Raw genomic sequence first — 17,187 nt, 5'->3', positions numbered from 1 at the left:
GAGCCTCTCACGTCTCACAAGCTCTCACACAGCCGGGTGAATCCTGTGACCCGCTACCTCCGCGGCTCGACTCGTCGGGCACTGCCGACTGGCCTTGTCGATCGAGTCTGACCCTCTCAGCGTGCAGGCGCGCCCCTGACGCGGCATGTCCTGCCGACCGCGCTCTCGCCCGGACAGCGCCACGGGAGACCGTTCAGGCCACTCCGATCAACACCTGCTAGCCACCCCTTTGAATACGCCGCCGGTCTCACGCGGGACCGTTGACCTCACCGTGCAAGCCATTCCATGTGGTGGCGGCTTCACGCAGGTCTTCCACGTCTGGTTTCATCCGGATCCGTCTGGACTGCGAATCCGGCAGGGAGACAGTCGTGACGCGCAGGCAACTCACCGACAGGCAGTGGCAGTTGATCGAGCCGTTCCTGCCGATAGGCGAGTACGGTCCATACCCTGAGCGGCTGCGTGAGCAGTTCGAGGAAGTGATCTGGCGGTTTCGCACCAGCAGTCAGTGGCGGGAGATGCCGGGCGAGTTCGGCCCGTGGCCGACGGTCCAAGGCCGCTTCCGGGTCTGGAGGGACGCCGGCGTCTTCACCGCACTGCCGGAAGGCGTGATCGCTGAGGCCGCCCGCCAGGGGAAGACGGACTTGTCACTGGTCGGCGTGGACTCCACCACCGCCCGAGCCCACCACGACGCCGCTGGGATGTGCATCGGCAAGGAGGTCATGGACGCGCTTGAGGAAGCCGCCGCTGACCAAGAACGGGCCCGGCAAAAGGGGGCGGCCCGCCGGAACAGAACGGACAGGACCTGGGGCTGTCGCCGCGGACAAGGCCTACTCATTCCGGAGAAGAAGGACCAGACCGCCAACCGGAAGAGGAAAGGCAGCCGGGGCGGCCGGCCCACACGTCACGATGCAGGTCTCTACAAGGAGCGGAACACCGTCGAGCGCCTGATCAACAAGCTGAAGGCCTGGCGGGGCATCGCGACTCGATACGACAAGACGCCCGGGAGTTACCTCGCCGGCCTCCACCTCCGCGCCTCAATGATCTGGATCAACGACCTGCTCAAAGCACCTGATTGATCACGACGTCACGCAGGCCTCAAGGGCGGCACCTACGCCACCATGGCCGGCGCTTGGCGGGGGCTGCCGGGCGCCGCGGCATGCCGTCGCGAACACCGGACTGTGCCGTAACCGGTGTACCGTCCGGCACGGGCGGCTCGAGGGACGGGCTCGAAGGACCCGGCAAGGGCGTGCGGTCGATGGGTGCGCCTTGCAACCCTCGGCCCGCCTCCTGGTTGTCGAAATAGAAGGTGATGAGGTCCGCCAACTGCGGCATCTGTTGCCGAAGTCGGTCGGCCACCTCGGGTTCCAGTATCTCGCCGTTGAGGGCGATCCTGCCGTCGTCACGCAGCGACGCACACAGCATCTGACCATCCGGTGTGCGGTGATATCGCACTTTGGCACGGAACTTGGCCTCCCGCCGCTCACACTCCCGCTCGCTCATCCCTCGCTTCGTCGCCCATCGCCGATCGGCGGCGATCTCCTGCTCATGCAGCACCCACGCCCGCACCCGCACTGCGGCGGCGTACTCCTCCACGGTGAGGCGGGCACCGCCTTCCCACGGCTTGGGCAACGCCTCCAACTGGGCGACCTGATGCAGGTACTCACGCTGCAGGACCACGTCTCGGCGGGCGCCGGCAGCGTAGGCGTACTGCTGCAGACCTTCGACCTTCCTCGTGAAGTCCGCCCGCAGCACGCTCGCCCAGTTGATGTTGTCGTCCCTCCGGTCACTGACCATGCATTGCCCTCCGTCAGGCCCAGTCGTGCCGGGCACCTCGGCATCTGCTCGGCGCCGTCACCCCCACGAGGACGGATGCCCATGATGATCCGTGCTCCCGGGCAGCGGCACCAGAGGGCGACGCAGCCCCTGGCAGTGGGCCCGCACCCAGCAGACTGCGACCGCGCCGTGGACGGATCCGCTGCGTCAGGCTTTCCAGGGGCCGGTGCGGTCCAGGCGGCGGAGCTGCTGCGCCGCGGTGGGCGCGTCCAGGCCCTGGCCGCGTTCGGTGAGCCGACGGGCGGTGACGGTGCGCTGCTCGACGGGTTTGTGGTCGTCGTACTTGAACTTCGCGCGGACCTCGGTGACGTCCAGGCGCAGGCCGCGGATCCCGGGCAGCATCCGCCCGTAGGGCGGCTGGTCGGGGTCGATGGGGGCGTGGTCGCCGTCGGGCTGGAAGTGTGCCATCTGCCGGCGCAGCAGTTCGGCCTTGACAGCCGGGTCGTCGACGATGGTGGCCTGGCAGGTGAACTGGACGGCGGCGTAGTAGCTGGTGGGGACGCCGTCGGTGGGCGGGATACCCGGCTTGGCGCGCCAGGGGCCGGGGATGAAGGCGTAGTCGCTGGTGACGGTGAAGGTGACGTTCGAGTCGGCCTCGATCGCCTTCCAGACGGGGTTGGGGCGGGCGAGGTGGATCAGCAGGTCCGCGCCGTCGACGGTGAAGTGGGTGGGCACGACGATCGGTGCCTGGCCGGGCAGGCCGTTGACGCTGAGGAGGCCGAAGTCGTGGCCGTCGGCGATCCAGGTCTGCCACTCGGCATCGTCCAGGGCGGCGTCCCAGGGCTGGATGAACATACGCGGGTCCCCTTTCGGCTTGTGGGGTCAGGTGAGAGCGAGGAGGCTGACGGCGACGGCGGCGGTGCCCAGGCCGATCAGTTGGGTGCGATAAATCCGTTCGGCGAGCACGGTGCGGGCGAGCAGGACGGTGCCGGCCGGGTACAGGGCGGTGATCACGGCGACGACGGCCAGGTCGCCGCCGCGGGCGGCGAGCAGGAACAGCAGGTTGGCCACCGAGTCCAGCACCCCGGCCGCCGCCGACATCGCGTAGGCGGGCTTTTCCGGGCCCAGCCGCCTGAACATCAGCCCGGCCGCGGCCAGGGTGACCGCGGAGGACACGGCGCGGCCGACGATCAGCGGGCCCACCCCGCTGTCGGTCGGCGCCTGGTGCAGGAAGATGAGCTGCAGGGCGATGGCGGCCCCGGCGCCGAAGGCCAGCAGCAGCGCGGTCCGCGACGGACGCACACTGCCGGCCCCGTGTCCGGCGCTGACCAGCACCACCGCCGCGAGCGCCAGCGGCAGGCCGATGAGTCCGGCCATACCCAGGTGCTCGCCCTGCAGCAGTCCGACACCGACCGGCAGCATCGCCGAGATGAGCGCGGTCACGGGCGAGAGCACGTTCATCGGGCCGATCGCAAGCGTGCGGTAGAGCAGCGCGAACGCGGCGGCCGACGCGACACCGGAGGCGGCACCCCATGCGAGGGTCGCGGGGGCGAAGGAGGCGCCGAGTACGGGCCACAGCAGCAGCTCGACGGTGAGCGAGGCCGGAGCGGCGATCATCACGGTGCGCAGAACGTGGGCCTTGCGAGCGCCGAGACCCCCGAGGAAGTCGGCACATCCGTAGGCCAGGGAACTACCCAGGGCCAACAGCAGAGCAATCACGGTGGTACATCCCTTACCATCAATGGAACGACTACACCGTACAACGCACCGACCGTGAGTCGTCAACCGAACGACCGCGCGGAGCAGTGCAGTGATCCACCTATCCAGAGGGGTGACAGCCGATGACCGAGACCGAAGCAGCACTGCGGACGCTCGCGCACAACGTCCGCGCGGCCCGTACCCGCGCCGGACTCTCCCTGGACGAGCTCGGCCGCCGGGCCAAGGTCAGCAAGGGCGCCCTGGTCGCCCTGGAAAAGGCCCAGGGCAACCCCAACTTCGCCACCCTGGTCCGCCTCGCCGACACCCTCGGCGCCTCCGTCTCCGCCCTGATGGAGGGGCGGTCCGAGGAACGTGTCCGGGTAGTGAGCGCCGCCACTGTCATGCCGCTGTGGAAGGGCGAGCGCGGCAGCGAAGCCCGGCTCATGCTGACCACCAGCGGCCCGGCAGCCACCGAGGTCTGGCGCTGGACGCTGGAACCCGGCGAGGAATATCCCAGCCACCCCCACCAGGCCGGCGTCGTGGAGACCGTCAACGTGACCGCCGGGCAGATGGTGCTCGTCGTCAACGGCGCCGACCATCCCGTCGAGGCGGGGCAGACAGCCACCTTCGAGGCTGACGCCCCTCACACCTACCGCGGCTCGGGCACCGAGACCTGCCACCTGATCATGACCGTCCACCTGCCCCCAGGCCCCGCGTAGTCCTGGGCGGGCGGGACCAGGGGGTCCACACCGAACCATCTCTGCTGTCGTCAAACGATGGCGAGCGCAAGCGGTCAGCGCAGCACCGCTGTTCGGAAGGTCAGCGCAGATCTCTGCCGGAGTGCGGTAGCCGTGCGTCTTGCGCGGACGGTGGTCGAGTCGATGAGCGATGGCGTCCAAGTCGTTCTGGTGAGGGCCGTGGTCTGTAGTCGTCGCTGCGGTTCGCAGGCGGGCGGCGACCTGTGGCCCGTACCGCTCGACACAAAAGCGTGACAACCCGGTGGCGAATGCCTCGATGCTGCGCAGCGCATAGTGGTCCGCCCGAGCTGGGCCACCAGCTCCCTCACCAACGGCGGCGTAGGCGGCCACGTTTTCGGGGTTGTGGTACTGATCCGGGCACCACGCGTCCGGATGCACCGTCAGGAGTTCGCTCACCCGCTCGCGGCGGGCCTGCTGCCAGCCGCCGGCCGGGTGCGGCTCGCGGACCATCTGCACGTCCGCGCCGTACGCGGTGAGCAGGCCCGACACCAGCGGTTCCATGCCGGGGTCGGTGACCACGGTGACGGGGTGGCCATAGACGAAGCCGGCCAGCGCGAGCCTCAGTCCCCGTCCCGGTCCCGGTCCCCGTCCCCGTCCCCGTCCCCGTCCCAGGGTGCCGGAAGTGGATTCCACGATCCGCGCCCCAGGCAGCAGATCACCGCGCTCGCGGGCGCGCTCGACCATGTACAGAGCGGTGCGGTCCTTGATGCCACCGGGATTGTGGCCTTCGAGCTTGGCCCAGAAACCGCGGCCGGCCGCCCCGAAGGGCTCACCCACCCACAGAACCGGAGTGTCACCGACCAGGGCGGCCGGTGAGTGGGCCCGCCGCATGGCGCCGACCAGCAACTGGGCCGGGGCCGGAGTAGGCACGAGGGAGGAGTTCATCGCGCGGGTCTCCTGCCGACCGCCGCCGCAACGCCCGGGTGAAGGGCGGGGGCAGGGCCGGATGTTCGGATACGGAACCACCGGGACACGGCCGCCGCCCGGCACGCCTCTTTCGACAAGGCGCGGCAAGCGGCATGGCCCTCTCTCAGGTGCGCCAGATCCCCAGCGCTGCACGCGCACGGCTGTGCTCGGAGGTATGCCGGCCGGCGGAAGCCTCGCAGAGCGCCCGGCCCGGGGCGTCCAGCCACCAGACGCTCTCGGGGAGGACAAAGCCGGTCCCGGCCGGGGGTACGGGCAGATCCGCCCGTGCAGCCGCAGTGGCAGGCTCATCCACGCCGGTGCACCCCACCGTGCCGTCAAGGTCCGCCAGAGCCCGCTCGCCGACCGGAGCGGTTCGGGGAGCGCTCACGGGAACGGGCTGCGCGGCAGCGGCGTCAGTGACGGTGACGGTGACGGTGACGGGAGTATCGATGCGCTGGAGCCCGGCCTGCTGGGACCGTGGGCGCAGCCGAGCAGGTGCAGCAGCCCGGCCAGCACCGTGAGCAGCACAAGCTCCCACGGCACGATCCGGGCACACGAAGCCCGCCCTTATCGACAGGCACGTAGCGCATTCGATCGATTACATAAGTGCTCGTCAGTAACCCTGGTGTACTGGCCCGACCGACTCCGGTGCGCCGCCCCACATACGATGGGCGGGTGACCGTCATCCAGCAGCCGAGTGTGCGCCCCCGGCGCGGCTTCGCCCTGCTGGTTCTGGCGGTCCTGGTTGGGCTCCTGGCCATGCACGCTCTCGCCCCCGCCGCCATGCCCGCGAGCCACACGGCGATGCCGGGCCAGAACGGCGCCCATATGGCCCCTGCCACCGCGGTGCACGTGGCGGGCGACGCATGCGAGCACGTCACCGGCGACGGGGCAGGCGGGCGCATGAACCACGCGGACGCCACCTGTGCGGCCGCAGGCACCAGCACATCGCCCGCCGCGCCGGTCCTGGCGCCGCTGCTCAGCGACCCGGCCATGACCGCGGCACTGCCGGGCTGGCCCCTGACGCCGGCCGCGGCCGGCCGGGCCCCGCCCGACCTAGCGCAACTGCAACTCCTGCGGATCTAGAGGCACCCGCACGGCGCACCTCGGCCGATGGCCGATGTGACGCCGCGCTTCGGCACGCCTTTACTGATCCGCCCGCATCAAGGAGCTGCACCGTCATGACCGCACGCCGTCCCCTGGCCCGCCGGGCCTCCGCCATCGCCGCTACCGCTGCCGCCGCAGCACTGCTGGCCGCCTGTGGCAGCAACGACAAGCCCGCCTCCTCCGGGCACGACATGAACTCGATGAGCTCTACCCCCTCAGCCCCGGCCGCCGCCACTCAAGGCAGCCACAACAGGCAGGACACCGCCTTCGCGCAGGGCATGATCCCCCATCACCGCCAGGCCGTCGCCATGGCCGACCTCGCCCCCAGCCGGGCCAAATCCAGCGACGTCAAGACCCTGGCCACCACCATCAAGAAGGCGCAGGACCCGGAGATCACCACCCTGTCCGGATGGTTGAAGGGATGGGGAGAGAAGGTCCCGGCCGCCGATGGCGAGGACAACATGGACCACTCATCGGGGCATGACATGTCCGGAATGATGAGCGCCGACGACATGACCAAGCTGGAGAAGCTCTCCGGCGCCGCATTCGACACCGCGTTCCTCCACATGATGGTCGGCCACCACCAGGGCGCCATCGACATGGCCAAGACCGAACAGGCCAAGGGCGCCTACGGCCCCGCCAAGAACCTCGCCAAGTCGATCATCGCCTCCCAGACGGTCGAGATCACCCAGATGAACAAGCTGCTCGGAAAGTAACTCCCGCCCGCGGAAAGCCGCCCTGGACAACGGGGCGGCTCTCCCCCCTCGCGGAATACCCCCGGGGGGTATACCGTTGGCACTGCTCCGAGGGGACGCCGTCCCCGTACGGCACTACGGCGGGAGAGCACGATGGACCACCACGCACCAGGCCACGAACACGGCGGCGCCCACGACCACTCCGGACACACCACACGCGGAGGCACGTCCTGGCGGATGGCGGCCCAGGCCACCCTGCACTGCCTCACGGGCTGCGCCATCGGTGAGGTCCTCGGCATGGTCATCGGCACCGCCGCCGGCCTGCACAACGGGGCCACCGTGGCCCTGTCGATCGCCCTGGCCTTCGTCTTCGGCTACGCGCTGACCATGCGCGGAGTCCTGCGCGCCGGAGTGCCCGTACGTCAGGCACTGAAGGTCGCGCTGGCCGCCGACACCCTCTCGATCGCGGTCATGGAAATCATCGACAACACCGCCATGGTCAGCATCCCCGGTGCCATGGACGCGGGCCTCGCCAACGCTCTCTTCTGGGTCTCGCTGGCCGGCTCCCTCGCCCTCGCCTTCGTGATCACGACACCCGTCAACCGGTGGATGATTGGACGCGGCAAAGGCCACGCCGTCGTCCGCGCCTACCACTGACACCATCTGCGCATTCACGTAACGGGCGGGCCGCCGCTCGAGTCGAACAGCGGTCCACCCCGCGATGCCATGGGTCAATCCAGTACTGATGCTGCCGCTGAAGAGCAGGGGCCGCATCTGGCGCGGGTGGCCAAGAGAGCCGCGATGCATCCGACGGAGCCAGCGGCTCGGACAGCCGTAATGGCGCTCCGGACTATCTGAGTATCACCTGGGCAAACCTGGATACGGGGGAGAATTCGGGAGGACCGGTAACCATCTGGAACACGCCGACAGGGCTCGAACCGTAACAAGGCTGCCAGTGACGTAGAAGGTGTGGGCATGGTGTTCTCGGACGACATCTGGGAGATGGTGGACGCCTATGGTTCGATCTCGTTCAACGGGCAGCCGCACCTGAGCCACCCGGCGCCTCACCTCCAGCACAGCCTCGGGGAACGAGATCGGAGGCGCTCTCGAACTCTGGCGCGAGGAAGACATGGACGAGTTTCCTGCCCGATCCGGTGCGAGCGGACCCTGAGAGCCGGCGTGTACTGGTCCGGGAATTCGCCAGCTTCTCCTGGGTCCTCCACGAGATGACGTTCAGCGAGTGGTAGTCCCATGAGGATCGACTGTCGACTGTCCTTCCGGACAAGGGCAGCGGACGCGGCCTGCTCCAGCCAAGGGACCTGATTCCTTGAGCGCGAGCGGGACCACGCTTCGCACCCGCAACAGTCCGCGCGGGCGACTGCGATCGTAGCCACCCCGCGCCTCAATGCCCGCAGTTGTTCGACTGGGTCACCCCGACTACCGGAAGCATCTAGCCCCGAGCCGCAACCGACCAGCGCCGCGCCATCGAGCTCGGGTGGCAGAACCCCGCCGGAATCAGCCGACGGGGGTCAACATCTGTCACGCCCGTATCACCAACGACATTGATGCGCCTGGACAGCGAGCGCCGAACTCGGCCAAACGCTCCCCATCTGGACCACGTGGACACCAGAAGACAGCTCTTCCTACCTGTGCCAGGTGGTACCCAGTGAGGGACCGAGGACAAGGACAGGGGCGTCGGCCGGTCCGTCGGAGCGGTATTGCAAGGGACTCGTCGGTGTCTCGCTCACGCCCAGAACAGTCTTACATCTCACGATTTCTCACGTGCGGGGGCTGTCACCCACGCAAGCCGTCCCACGGTGTGGTGACTTCGCGAAGATCCGTCGGTGCCGGTCACGTGCCGAGCGGATCGGCGGGGTAGGTACGGGGAGGGGGTGAGGCCGTATGAAGGTGTTGCGTCGGCCCCGGATGGGGGAGCCCAAGGTCTCGGTCTCCGAACGGGAGCTGTTCGGGGGGCCGTTGCGTTATGACTCCGGGTGGAGCAAGCACGAGTACGCCCGTCTCGACCTCACGTTGTGGGGGGCGTTGAAGTCGCTGCCCGGTCTGGTGCGGCGGACGCTGGACCTGGCGTGGCGCACCGACCGGCGTTCGTTGCTCACGGTCGCGGTGACGGAGGTCGGCCAGGGCGTGGCCACCGCGGTGAAGCTGCTCGCGGTGAACGCCGCGCTGCACGCCGTCGTCGCCGCAGGCACCGATGTGCGCGGGCTGCGCGACGCATTGCCGGCCGTGGTGCTGATGGCCGGGGTGCTGTGTGTCAACGCCGTCCTCGCCTCCCTGTCGACGGCGGCGGCCGGGAGCCTGGAGCCGAAGGTGGAGCGGGCCGCGTCCGAGCAGTACCTGGCGGCCTGCCAACGCGTCGAGATGGCAGCGATCGAGGACGGCGCGTTCCGGGAGCTGATCGACCGGGCGCAGTACGGGGCCACCGAGGCCCGCCACATGATCGGTTCGACGGTCGCCGCGATCAACAGTGTGCTGTCGCTGATCGCGTCCGGTGGTGTGCTGTTCGTGCTGAACCCGGTGCTGCTGCCGATGCTGGTCCTGATCGTGGCGCCGCGCGGCTGGGGCGTGATGCGCGTGGCCCAGCAGCGCTACTTCTCGACCATGACCTGGATCGAGCACCTGCGCGGCAGCCGGGTGCTGTCCAATCTGCTCACGTCGGTCACGGCGGCCCTGGAGGTGCGGGTCCACGGCGTGGGCGCGTTCCTGCTGCACCACTTCACGATCATGTCGCACACCTCCGAGAGCGAGCAGGAGCGTCTGGCGCGGGACAAGGCGCGTACCGAGCTGGCCGCCTCGGCGCTCCAGGGCCTCGGTTACGCCCTGACGTTCACGCTGATGATCGGGTTGTGTCTCACCGGGCACATGAGCGTCGCCGTGTTCGGCACCGCGACCATGGCCATCAACTCCGGCTCCGCGGGGATCGGCGCCCTCGTGAGCACGATGAGCCAGCTCCACGAGCAGTCCCTGTACGTGCACGACCTGACCGAGTTCCTGGTGAAGGCCGAGGAGCGGGCCATTCCGGACGGCGGTGTCCCGTTGCCCGGGCGGCCCAGGACCATCCGGCTGGAGAAGGTCACCTTCCGCTACCCGGGCCGCGACGAACCGGCCGTGCGGGACATCTCGTTCAGCATCGGCCTCGGCAGCGTCATCGCCCTGGTGGGGCCCAACGGCTCGGGCAAGTCGACGCTGGTCCGGTTGTTGTCCGGGCTGCATCTGCCGGGCGACGGCCGGATCCACTGGGACGACGTCGATGTCGCCGAGGCGGACCGCCACCAGTTGTTCGGCCATGTCAGTCTGCTGACCCAGACCTTCGAACGCTGGCCCTTCACGGCGGCGGCGAACATCCGTGTCGGGCAGCCCGAACGCGCGGCCACCAAGGAGGAGTTGCACGTCTCGGCCGTGTACGCGGGCGCGGAGCGGGACATCATGGCGCTGCCGAACGGGATGCAGACGCTGCTGGGCAAACAGTTCAGGGGCGGCAGCGATCTCAGCGGCGGGCAGTGGCAGAAGATCGGCCTCGCCCGCGCGCACTTCCGGGACGCCTGCATGATCATCGTGGACGAGCCGACGTCCGCCCTCGACCCGGACGCCGAGCAGCGGGCCTTCGACCAGATCCTCGGCCTCGCGGGTCCCGACCGCATCATCGTCCTGGTCACGCACCGCATGGCGGCGGTCCGCCACGTCGACCGCATCTTCGTCATGGACGAGGGGCGCCTGATCGAACAGGGCAGCCACGCGGAGCTGTTCGCCGCGGAGCCGCCCAGCCGGTACGCGCGGATGTACCGCCTCCAGGCCGGCCAGTACGACCATGAGTCCCTGCGTGCGCTCCCCCGCCAGGACCAGCCGACCGTCGCGGAGCCGAACGCGGGCACGCCGTGACCCGTGGGTTGTGGTCGTGCCCGGCCGGTGCCTCAGACGACGGTCACCGCGTGCCGCACCACCGCGTCGAACAGATAGCCCTGGGTGTTGTACGTCGTCGTCGCCGGCTGCGTGCGGCCCGTCGTGTCCGTGGCCCGGGCCAGGAGCTCCGTGGGGCCCGTGGCCGTCGGATGCCAGCGTGCGGACCAGCGGACCCAGTCGGCGCGGCGCGGGGTGTCGTGGAGCTGGGCGGGGTGCCAGGTGCGGCCCGCGTCCGTGCTGACGTCGACGCGGGCGACGGCGCCCGCGCCCGACCAGGAGCGGCCCGTCAGCCGGTGGTGGGTGTGCGCGGAAAGGCTCGCGTTCCAGGGGAGTTCGAAGGCGGACTTCACGGTCTGCCGGGTGAGCGGGGCGCTGCCCCCGGCCGGGTACGCGTCGCCGAACAGGCGGTAGAAGTCCGTGTTCCAGGGCGAGAAGAGGGGTTCCCTGGACACCTCTATGTCGCCCACCCACTTGGTCGACGCGATGCCGACCCAGGAGGGGACGACGACGCGGACCGGGGCGCCGTGGTCCGGCGGGAGCGGCTCGCCGTTCATCTCGTAGGCGAGGAGTACGTCGTCGAGGGCCTTCGCCACGGGCAGGGGGCGGCGTACGTGGCCCAGGTTCGTGCCGTTCGCCGTGACGTACTCCGCGTCGAGGCCGCGCGGCAGCACGTCGACCGCGTCGCGCCGGATGCCCGCGAGGCGCAGGACGTCGGCGAGGCGGGCGCCGCGCCAGCGGGCCGAGCCGATCGCGCCCAGCGTCCAGGCGGTGCCCTCGGCGCCCCGGCCCTGCTGGCTGCCGTAGAAGGCGCGGCCGTTGCCCGCGCACTCGATGAAGGAGGAGCGGGTCACGGCGGGCAGACGCTTGAGGTCGGCGAGGGTGAAGGTCCGCCCCGGTCCCGCGAGCCCGTTGCCCCATACCTGCAACTCCCATGACATGGGGTCGAGTTGCGGCGTCGTGGTGTGGTTGCGTACGAAGAAGTGGGAGACCGGGGTGGAGTGGCCGGTGCCCGCGAGGGAGGCGAAGTTCGTCTCCGCGTTGGTGCCGCGCACCGTGAACCGCTCCGCGGGCAGCGGCTTGACGATGCCGGGCGCGGCCGGGGCGGCGGCGCGGGCCGGGGTCGAGAGCGCGGTGGGCAGGCCCGTCGCGATCCCCGCGGCGGCGAGGAGCTTCAGCAGGTCACGGCGGTCCACCCCGTCGGCGCGGGCCCGGCCCGCCAGCCACTGGCGCAGTCGGCGCCGGTCGTGGGCGGCCTCGTCGTGTGCCGTGTCGTGTGCGTCGTCGGTTGTGGTCACGCGGCGAGTGTAGGAAGCGTCGGGTGCCCGGGCCCAGCTCAACTGCCCTGCCGCAACGCGCTGTTCACACTCCGGGCGTGGTCAGGGGTGGGTGGTCGAGACGACGAAGACCATGGGGTGGTCCGGGTTGGAGCGGTTCACGACGACGCTCTGGGTGGGAGAGGGGTCGGGCTGGGCATGGGTGAGTCCGTACCAGGGGCCGGGGCCCGTGAACTCCCAGCCGGCGACGGACCGGTCCCGTGCGCCGATCGGCAGCTCGCCCTCCTTGAGTGCGGCGGTGTCGGTGTCGATCCTCTTCAGGAACGTGTCCAGGCCGCCGTTGCTGGTGAGGAACTGCGCGTAGAGGCGGCTGACCTTGTAGTTGTTCGTCTCGTAGTAGGCGACGTCGCGGGAGTACCCGGGAATGGGGATCTGGTAGAGACGGCGTTGCACCTTGGAGGGCCAGCCGATGGTGAGGCCGGTCGCCGAGTACTTGGCCTCCTTGTCCTTGCCGCTGTTGCGGCTCTGGTTCGCGGAGATCACGAGGTAGCCGGCGGGGATCCCGATGAGCAGCACGATGGTGAGCAGGGTGAGGGCGCGGCGGCGGATCACCCGGCCGCGGTCCGGGGCCTGCCCGGGCTCCTGGTCCGGGGACGAGGGCTGGCGGGGCACGGTCGTCATTGCTGGCATTCCTGTCGCTCTGGTCGGTCTAACCCTCGGTGGCGCTGCCGGTGTCGCCGCCGGTGCGGGTGCGGGCGTACCGGTCGTAGCGCTCGTAACGCTCCACGCGGCGGCGCTTGGCGCGGCGGAAGCGGCGGGCGACCAGGCGGGCGAGGTCCGCGGCGCCGACCATGCCGGCCTCCGGGCCGAGCTGGGCGCGGGCGATCCGGGCCTCGGGGCGGTAGCCGCGGCCGGTGAGCTGGCGCTTGAAGGCGTCGCGGGCGGGGCCGATGAGCAGGTCGTCGGCGGCGGAGACACCTCCGCCGATGACGAAGCAGGAGGGGTCGAGGGCGGCGGCGAGGTTGGCGATGCCGACGCCGAGCCACTGGCCGATGTCCTGGAGCAGTTCGACGCACATGGCGTCGCCCTCGCGGGCCAGCTCGGTGATGAGGGGGCCGGTGATGTCGGGGATGCTGCCCTGGACCCGGTCGATGATGTTGTACGCGACCGGGGAGTCGGCGGCGGCGAGCTCGCGGGCCTCGCGGACGAGGGCGTTGCCGGAGCTGTACTGCTCCCAGCAGCCGCGGTTGCCGCACGGGCAGCGGTGGCCGCCGGGGACGACCTGCATATGGCCGAACTCGCCGGCGACCCCGAACTTACCGCGCTTGACCTGCCCGTCCTCCAGGATCGCGCCGCCGATGCCCGTACCGAGGGTGATCATGACGAGGTGGTCCTCGCCGCGGCCCGCGCCGAAGCGCCATTCGGCCCAGGCGGCGGTGTTCGCGTCGTTGTCGACGAGGACCGGGACGGAGAGGCGGCCCGCGAGGCGGTCGCGGAGCGGCTCGTTGCGCCAGGACAGGTGCGGGGCGAACAGGACGCGGTTGCGGTCCGCGTCGACCCAGCCGGCCGCGCCGATGCCCACCGCGTGCACGTCGTGCCGGTCGGACAGGTCGAGGACCAGTTCGGTGATGGTGTCCTCGACGACCTTGGGGCTCTTGGACTTGTCCGGCGTCTCGGTGCGCAGCGTCTCCAGGATGACGCCGTCCGCGTCGACGACGCCCGCCATCACCTTCGTACCGCCGATGTCGATACCGACGGTGGGGACGCGGGGGGCCGTCAGGTGCGAGCGGCGCTCCCGCGTGCCGACGGTCCGCAGGACGGTGGCCCGGGCGCTGCCCCGGTGGGCGAGGTCGCGGTAGGTGCTCATTGCGGCGATTCTGCCTCACGCGTCGGCTCCGCCGCATGCCGGGTTTCTCGTGCCCGGGGTCGCGGCGCCCCGGGGGGCTGCTCGGCTCTCGTCGGCGGGTGCGGCCCGGTGGGGCTTCTCGCGCGGTTCCCCGCGCCCTCCTAAGGGCCGCACCCGGCGACGACGCCCGGCACCCGCGGCGGATCCGCGCTACTTCCCGGCCCCGTCGGCCGTGTGCCCGCCGACGTGCGTGGGCACGGGTGCCCGTTCCAGTTCGTGGCGGAGGTCGTCCAGTTCGTTGCCGCCCGCCATCTGGCGCGTCAGCTCGTCCAGGGTGATCTCGTCGCGGGTGTGGCTGCCGGACATGGCACCCCGCTTGAGCAGGACGAACCGGTCGCCGACCAGGTAGGCGTGGTGCGGGTTGTGCGTGATGAGGACCACGCCGAGACCCGCGTCACGGGCCGCCGCGACGTACTTCAGGACGACTCCCGACTGCTTGACGCCGAGCGCGGCGGTCGGCTCGTCGAGGACGAGGACCTTCGCGCCGAAGTAGACGGCGCGGGCGATGGCGACGCACTGGCGCTCGCCGCCGGAGAGGGTGCCGACGGGCTGGTCGACGTCGCGCAGGTCGATGCCCATGCGCAGGAGTTCCTCGCGGGTCGTGCGGCGCATCAGGTCGACGTCGAGGCGCTTGAAGGGGCCCTTGCCCTTCGTCGGCTCGGAGCCGAGGAAGAAGTTGCGCCAGACCGGCATCAGCGGGACGACGGCGAGGTTCTGGTAGACGGTGGCGATGCCCCGGTCCAGGGCCTCGCGCGGGTTGGCCAGCCTCGTCTCCTCGCCTTCGATCGAGAAGGAGCCCGAGTCGTGCCGGTGCAGCCCCGCGATGATCTTGATGAGGGTGGACTTGCCGGCGCCGTTGTCGCCGAGGACGCAGGAGATCTCGCCCGCGTTCACGACGAGGGAGACGTCCTCCAGGGCCCGGATGTTGCCGTAGTACTTGCTGACGCCGTCGAGCTCGACCAGCGGCGTGTGGGCGTCGGTGATCACCTGGTCGGCGCCGACTCGGTCCGTGCTCACTTGATCGCCTCCGCGCGCTTACGGACCCACGCGTTGAGCAGGGTCGCGAGGAGCAGCATCGCCCCCAGGAAGAACTTGAACCAGTCCGAGTTCCACTCGGCGAACACGATGCCCTTGCTGGTCATGCCGAAGATCAGCGCGCCGATGGCCGCGCCGACCGCGGAGCCGTAGCCGCCGGTGATCAGGCAGCCGCCGATGACGGCCGCGACGATGTAGATCAGCTCGTTGCCGACGCCTTCGCCGGACTGCACGACGTCGTACGAGAAGAGCAGGTGCTGGCCGGAGATCCAGGCGCCGAACGCGACACCCATGTACAGGCCGATCTTGGTCTTGTTGACCGGGACGCCGACGGCGCGGGCCGAGTCCACGTCGCCGCCGACCGCGAAGATCCAGTTGCCGACACGGGTGCGCAGCAGGATCCAGGTCGCGACGAGGACCAGGGCGAGCCACCAGAGAATCGTGATCTTGAAGTCGACGCCGCCGACGGTGAGCGTGGAGGCGAAGACGGACTTCGCCGAGGAGAAGCCCTGCATGTCGGCGATGGACTTCGTGGAGACGGTGCCGCTGATCAGCTTCGTGAAGCCCAGGTTCATGCCGGTCAGCATCAGGAACGTGCCGAGCGTGATGATGAAGCTGGGCAGCTTGGTGCGGGTCAGCATCACCCCGTTGAAGACGCCGATGGCGAGGGTGACCAGGAGGGACACTCCGACGCCGACCCAGGTGTTGGCCGTCATCTGGTAGCTGAACATCGACGAGATCAGCGCCGACGACGTCACGAGGACGCCCGCCGACAGATCGAACTCGCCGCCGATCATCAGCAGCGCGACCGGCACGGCCATGATGCCGAGGGTCGAGGCCGCGTAGAGGACGGTCGCGAGGCTGGTCGCCCGCAGGAAGCTGTCCGCGAAGATCGCGAAGAAGACGAAGACGGCGACGGCGCCGACGACCGAGCCGAGCTCGGGGCGGCCCATCAGCTTCTTCCAGGGCGACGTCCTCAGCACGCGCTCGTCGAGCTGTGGCTCGGGGTGCCTCTCAGGAGCGGCCGTCGTCATCGTGTCCCCCGCTTCGCGTAATCCTGGAGCTCGGCGGCCTGGTCCTTGGTGACGATCTGCGGACCGGTGAGGACCGGCTTGCCGCCGCCGAGCACATTGGCGTTGTAACGGTAGAGCCAGAGCAGGTCCACGGCCTGGTAGCCCTGGAGGTAGGGCTGCTGGTCGACGGCGAAGCCGAGCGAACCGTCCTCCAGGCCCTGGGCGACCTTCTCGTTCAGGTCGAACGTGTCGATCTCGGCCTTGCTGCCCGCGTCGTCGGCGGCCTTCACGGCGGTGGCCGCGAAGGGTGCGCCCAGCGTGACGACGGCGTCGACGGAGCTGTCGGACTGGAGCTTCGCCTCGATGGAGGACTGCACGTCGGGCATGTTGGTGCCCTCCACGTACAGGTTCGTCATCGTGCCCTTGAAGGTCTCCTTGGCGCCCGCGCAGCGCTGCTCGTGACCGACGTTGCCCTGCTCGTGCAGGATGCACAGGGCCTTCTTCCGGCCGCGCTTGTTCAGCTCCTCGCCGACGGCCTCGCCCGCGATCTTCTCGTCCTGGCCGATGTGGGTGAGCGCGCCGAACCGCTTGGACTCCGCGGAGCCCGAGTTCACGGTGATGACGGGGATGCCCGCCCTCTCGGCGCGGGCCAGGGCCGCCTTCATCGCGTCCGGCTTGGCGAGCGTGACGATGATGCCGTCGACCTTCTTGTCGATGGCCGCGTCGACGAGCTGCGCCTGCTGGTTGGCCTCGTCGTTGTGCGAGTACAGGAAGTTGATGTTGTCCTTGACGGCCGCCTGTTTGGCGCCGCTCTGGACGATGTCCCAGAAGGTGTCGCCATCGCCCGAGTGGGTGATCATGGCGAAGGTCCAGCGCGGGGTGTTCACCGCGGCCTTGCCCTGAGCGGTCTGCGCCTTCCTGGCGTCCTCCGCCCGCTTGCCGCCGGTGCTGCTGCATCCCGCAAGCGTGAGGCCGAGCGCCCCCGCAACGGCGATGCTCACCCAGGTCCGAAACCGTGCCACGAGGCCGTGCCCTTCTTGGTCTGCTGCGTCGTACACCGGAACCGGCCACGGGCCGGTCCCGGCGGACCTTCCACCGGTCCTT

The 17,187-nt window shown here is 69.9% G+C and carries 14 protein-coding genes and 2 pseudogenes; 6 read left to right on the top strand and 10 right to left on the bottom strand.

Annotation, left to right across the window (positions count from 1 at the left end; all coding sequences use genetic code 11):
- Positions 1–368: 368 nt before the first annotated feature.
- Positions 369–1,076 (top strand): annotated as a pseudogene (locus ACIRF8_RS16645) (transposase).
- 19 nt (positions 1,077–1,095) lie between these two features.
- Here ACIRF8_RS16645 and ACIRF8_RS16640 read toward each other — a convergent pair.
- From ACIRF8_RS16640 to ACIRF8_RS16630, 3 genes are all read right to left on the bottom strand, one after another.
- Positions 1,096–1,794: a hypothetical protein gene (locus ACIRF8_RS16640; RefSeq protein WP_404215371.1), complete on the bottom strand. Its 699-nt coding sequence runs from the start codon at positions 1,792–1,794 to the stop codon at positions 1,096–1,098.
- Between the two features lie 186 nt (positions 1,795–1,980).
- A complete protein-coding gene (locus ACIRF8_RS16635; protein WP_404215369.1) occupies positions 1,981–2,628 on the bottom strand; it encodes an FMN-binding negative transcriptional regulator in 648 nt (215 codons plus the stop codon).
- A gap of 27 nt (positions 2,629–2,655) precedes the next feature.
- A complete protein-coding gene (locus ACIRF8_RS16630) occupies positions 2,656–3,492 on the bottom strand; it encodes an EamA family transporter (protein WP_404215367.1) in 837 nt (278 codons plus the stop codon).
- A gap of 122 nt (positions 3,493–3,614) precedes the next feature.
- On the opposite strand from ACIRF8_RS16630, the gene ACIRF8_RS16625 reads away from it, so the two are divergent.
- The gene (locus ACIRF8_RS16625) at positions 3,615–4,190 is read left to right on the top strand and encodes a helix-turn-helix domain-containing protein (RefSeq protein ID WP_404215365.1); all 576 of its coding nucleotides are present in this window, start codon (positions 3,615–3,617) and stop codon (positions 4,188–4,190) included.
- A 317-nt stretch (positions 4,191–4,507) separates the two neighbouring features.
- Here ACIRF8_RS16625 and ACIRF8_RS16620 read toward each other — a convergent pair.
- Positions 4,508–5,114 (bottom strand): annotated as a pseudogene (locus ACIRF8_RS16620) (pyridoxal-phosphate dependent enzyme); the annotation flags it as partial.
- Between the two features lie 696 nt (positions 5,115–5,810).
- On the opposite strand from ACIRF8_RS16620, the gene ACIRF8_RS16615 reads away from it, so the two are divergent.
- The 4 genes from ACIRF8_RS16615 (at position 5,811) to ACIRF8_RS16600 (ending at position 10,834) form a co-directional block, all read left to right on the top strand.
- A complete protein-coding gene (locus ACIRF8_RS16615) occupies positions 5,811–6,221 on the top strand; it encodes a DUF6153 family protein (protein WP_404215363.1) in 411 nt (136 codons plus the stop codon).
- A 95-nt stretch (positions 6,222–6,316) separates the two neighbouring features.
- Positions 6,317–6,958, top strand: coding sequence for a DUF305 domain-containing protein (locus ACIRF8_RS16610; protein ID WP_404215361.1), 642 nt, complete (start codon positions 6,317–6,319; stop codon positions 6,956–6,958).
- A gap of 132 nt (positions 6,959–7,090) precedes the next feature.
- A complete protein-coding gene (locus tag ACIRF8_RS16605; protein WP_404215359.1) occupies positions 7,091–7,594 on the top strand; it encodes a DUF4396 domain-containing protein in 504 nt (167 codons plus the stop codon).
- Positions 7,595–8,839: 1,245 nt separating this feature from the next.
- Positions 8,840–10,834: an ABC transporter ATP-binding protein gene (locus tag ACIRF8_RS16600; protein ID WP_404215357.1), complete on the top strand. Its 1,995-nt coding sequence runs from the start codon at positions 8,840–8,842 to the stop codon at positions 10,832–10,834.
- 32 nt (positions 10,835–10,866) lie between these two features.
- Here the strand turns inward: ACIRF8_RS16600 and ACIRF8_RS16595 are convergent, their stop codons facing one another.
- The 6 genes from ACIRF8_RS16595 to ACIRF8_RS16570 all read right to left on the bottom strand — a co-directional run bounded on the left by ACIRF8_RS16595 (position 10,867) and on the right by ACIRF8_RS16570 (position 17,105).
- On the bottom strand, positions 10,867–12,150 hold the full coding sequence (locus ACIRF8_RS16595) for a sulfite oxidase (protein WP_404215355.1): 1,284 nt from the start codon (positions 12,148–12,150) through the stop codon (positions 10,867–10,869).
- 81 nt (positions 12,151–12,231) lie between these two features.
- Positions 12,232–12,810: a sugar kinase gene (locus ACIRF8_RS16590; protein WP_404215354.1), complete on the bottom strand. Its 579-nt coding sequence runs from the start codon at positions 12,808–12,810 to the stop codon at positions 12,232–12,234.
- 28 nt (positions 12,811–12,838) lie between these two features.
- Entirely contained in the window at positions 12,839–13,996 is a 1,158-nt protein-coding gene (locus ACIRF8_RS16585; protein ID WP_404215352.1) for an ROK family glucokinase, read from the bottom strand.
- Between the two features lie 189 nt (positions 13,997–14,185).
- The gene (locus ACIRF8_RS16580; RefSeq protein ID WP_404215350.1) at positions 14,186–15,052 is read right to left on the bottom strand and encodes an ATP-binding cassette domain-containing protein; all 867 of its coding nucleotides are present in this window, start codon (positions 15,050–15,052) and stop codon (positions 14,186–14,188) included.
- Complete coding sequence (locus tag ACIRF8_RS16575) at positions 15,049–16,104, bottom strand: ABC transporter permease (RefSeq protein ID WP_404215348.1); 1,056 nt, start codon at positions 16,102–16,104, stop codon at positions 15,049–15,051. Before ACIRF8_RS16575 ends, ACIRF8_RS16580 begins: the two co-directional genes overlap by 4 nt.
- Positions 16,101–17,105, bottom strand: coding sequence for a sugar ABC transporter substrate-binding protein (locus ACIRF8_RS16570; protein ID WP_404215346.1), 1,005 nt, complete (start codon positions 17,103–17,105; stop codon positions 16,101–16,103). The genes ACIRF8_RS16575 and ACIRF8_RS16570 overlap by 4 nt, the downstream gene beginning before the upstream one ends.
- Positions 17,106–17,187 lie beyond the last annotated feature (82 nt).

The sequence above is a fragment of the Streptomyces sp. NPDC102406 genome (assembly GCF_044765725.1).
Lineage (GTDB): Bacteria > Actinomycetota > Actinomycetes > Streptomycetales > Streptomycetaceae > Streptomyces.
The sequence above is the reverse complement of the archived record's forward strand: the minus strand, read 5'-3'. Positions and strand labels throughout refer to the sequence as shown.

What these genes read in the sequence shown, in the direction of transcription:
- ACIRF8_RS16640 (WP_404215371.1), bottom strand. Translation starts at nt 1,794, where the DNA reads ATGGTCAGTGACCGGAGGGACGACAACATCAACTGGGCGAGCGTGCTG.
- ACIRF8_RS16635 (WP_404215369.1), bottom strand. Translation starts at nt 2,628, where the DNA reads ATGTTCATCCAGCCCTGGGACGCCGCCCTGGACGATGCCGAGTGGCAG.
- ACIRF8_RS16625 (WP_404215365.1), top strand. Translation starts at nt 3,615, where the DNA reads ATGACCGAGACCGAAGCAGCACTGCGGACGCTCGCGCACAACGTCCGC.
- ACIRF8_RS16610 (WP_404215361.1), top strand. Translation starts at nt 6,317, where the DNA reads ATGACCGCACGCCGTCCCCTGGCCCGCCGGGCCTCCGCCATCGCCGCT.
- ACIRF8_RS16605 (WP_404215359.1), top strand. Translation starts at nt 7,091, where the DNA reads ATGGACCACCACGCACCAGGCCACGAACACGGCGGCGCCCACGACCAC.
- ACIRF8_RS16600 (WP_404215357.1), top strand. Translation starts at nt 8,840, where the DNA reads ATGAAGGTGTTGCGTCGGCCCCGGATGGGGGAGCCCAAGGTCTCGGTC.
- ACIRF8_RS16590 (WP_404215354.1), bottom strand. Translation starts at nt 12,810, where the DNA reads ATGACGACCGTGCCCCGCCAGCCCTCGTCCCCGGACCAGGAGCCCGGG.
- ACIRF8_RS16585 (WP_404215352.1), bottom strand. Translation starts at nt 13,996, where the DNA reads ATGAGCACCTACCGCGACCTCGCCCACCGGGGCAGCGCCCGGGCCACC.
- ACIRF8_RS16575 (WP_404215348.1), bottom strand. Translation starts at nt 16,104, where the DNA reads ATGACGACGGCCGCTCCTGAGAGGCACCCCGAGCCACAGCTCGACGAG.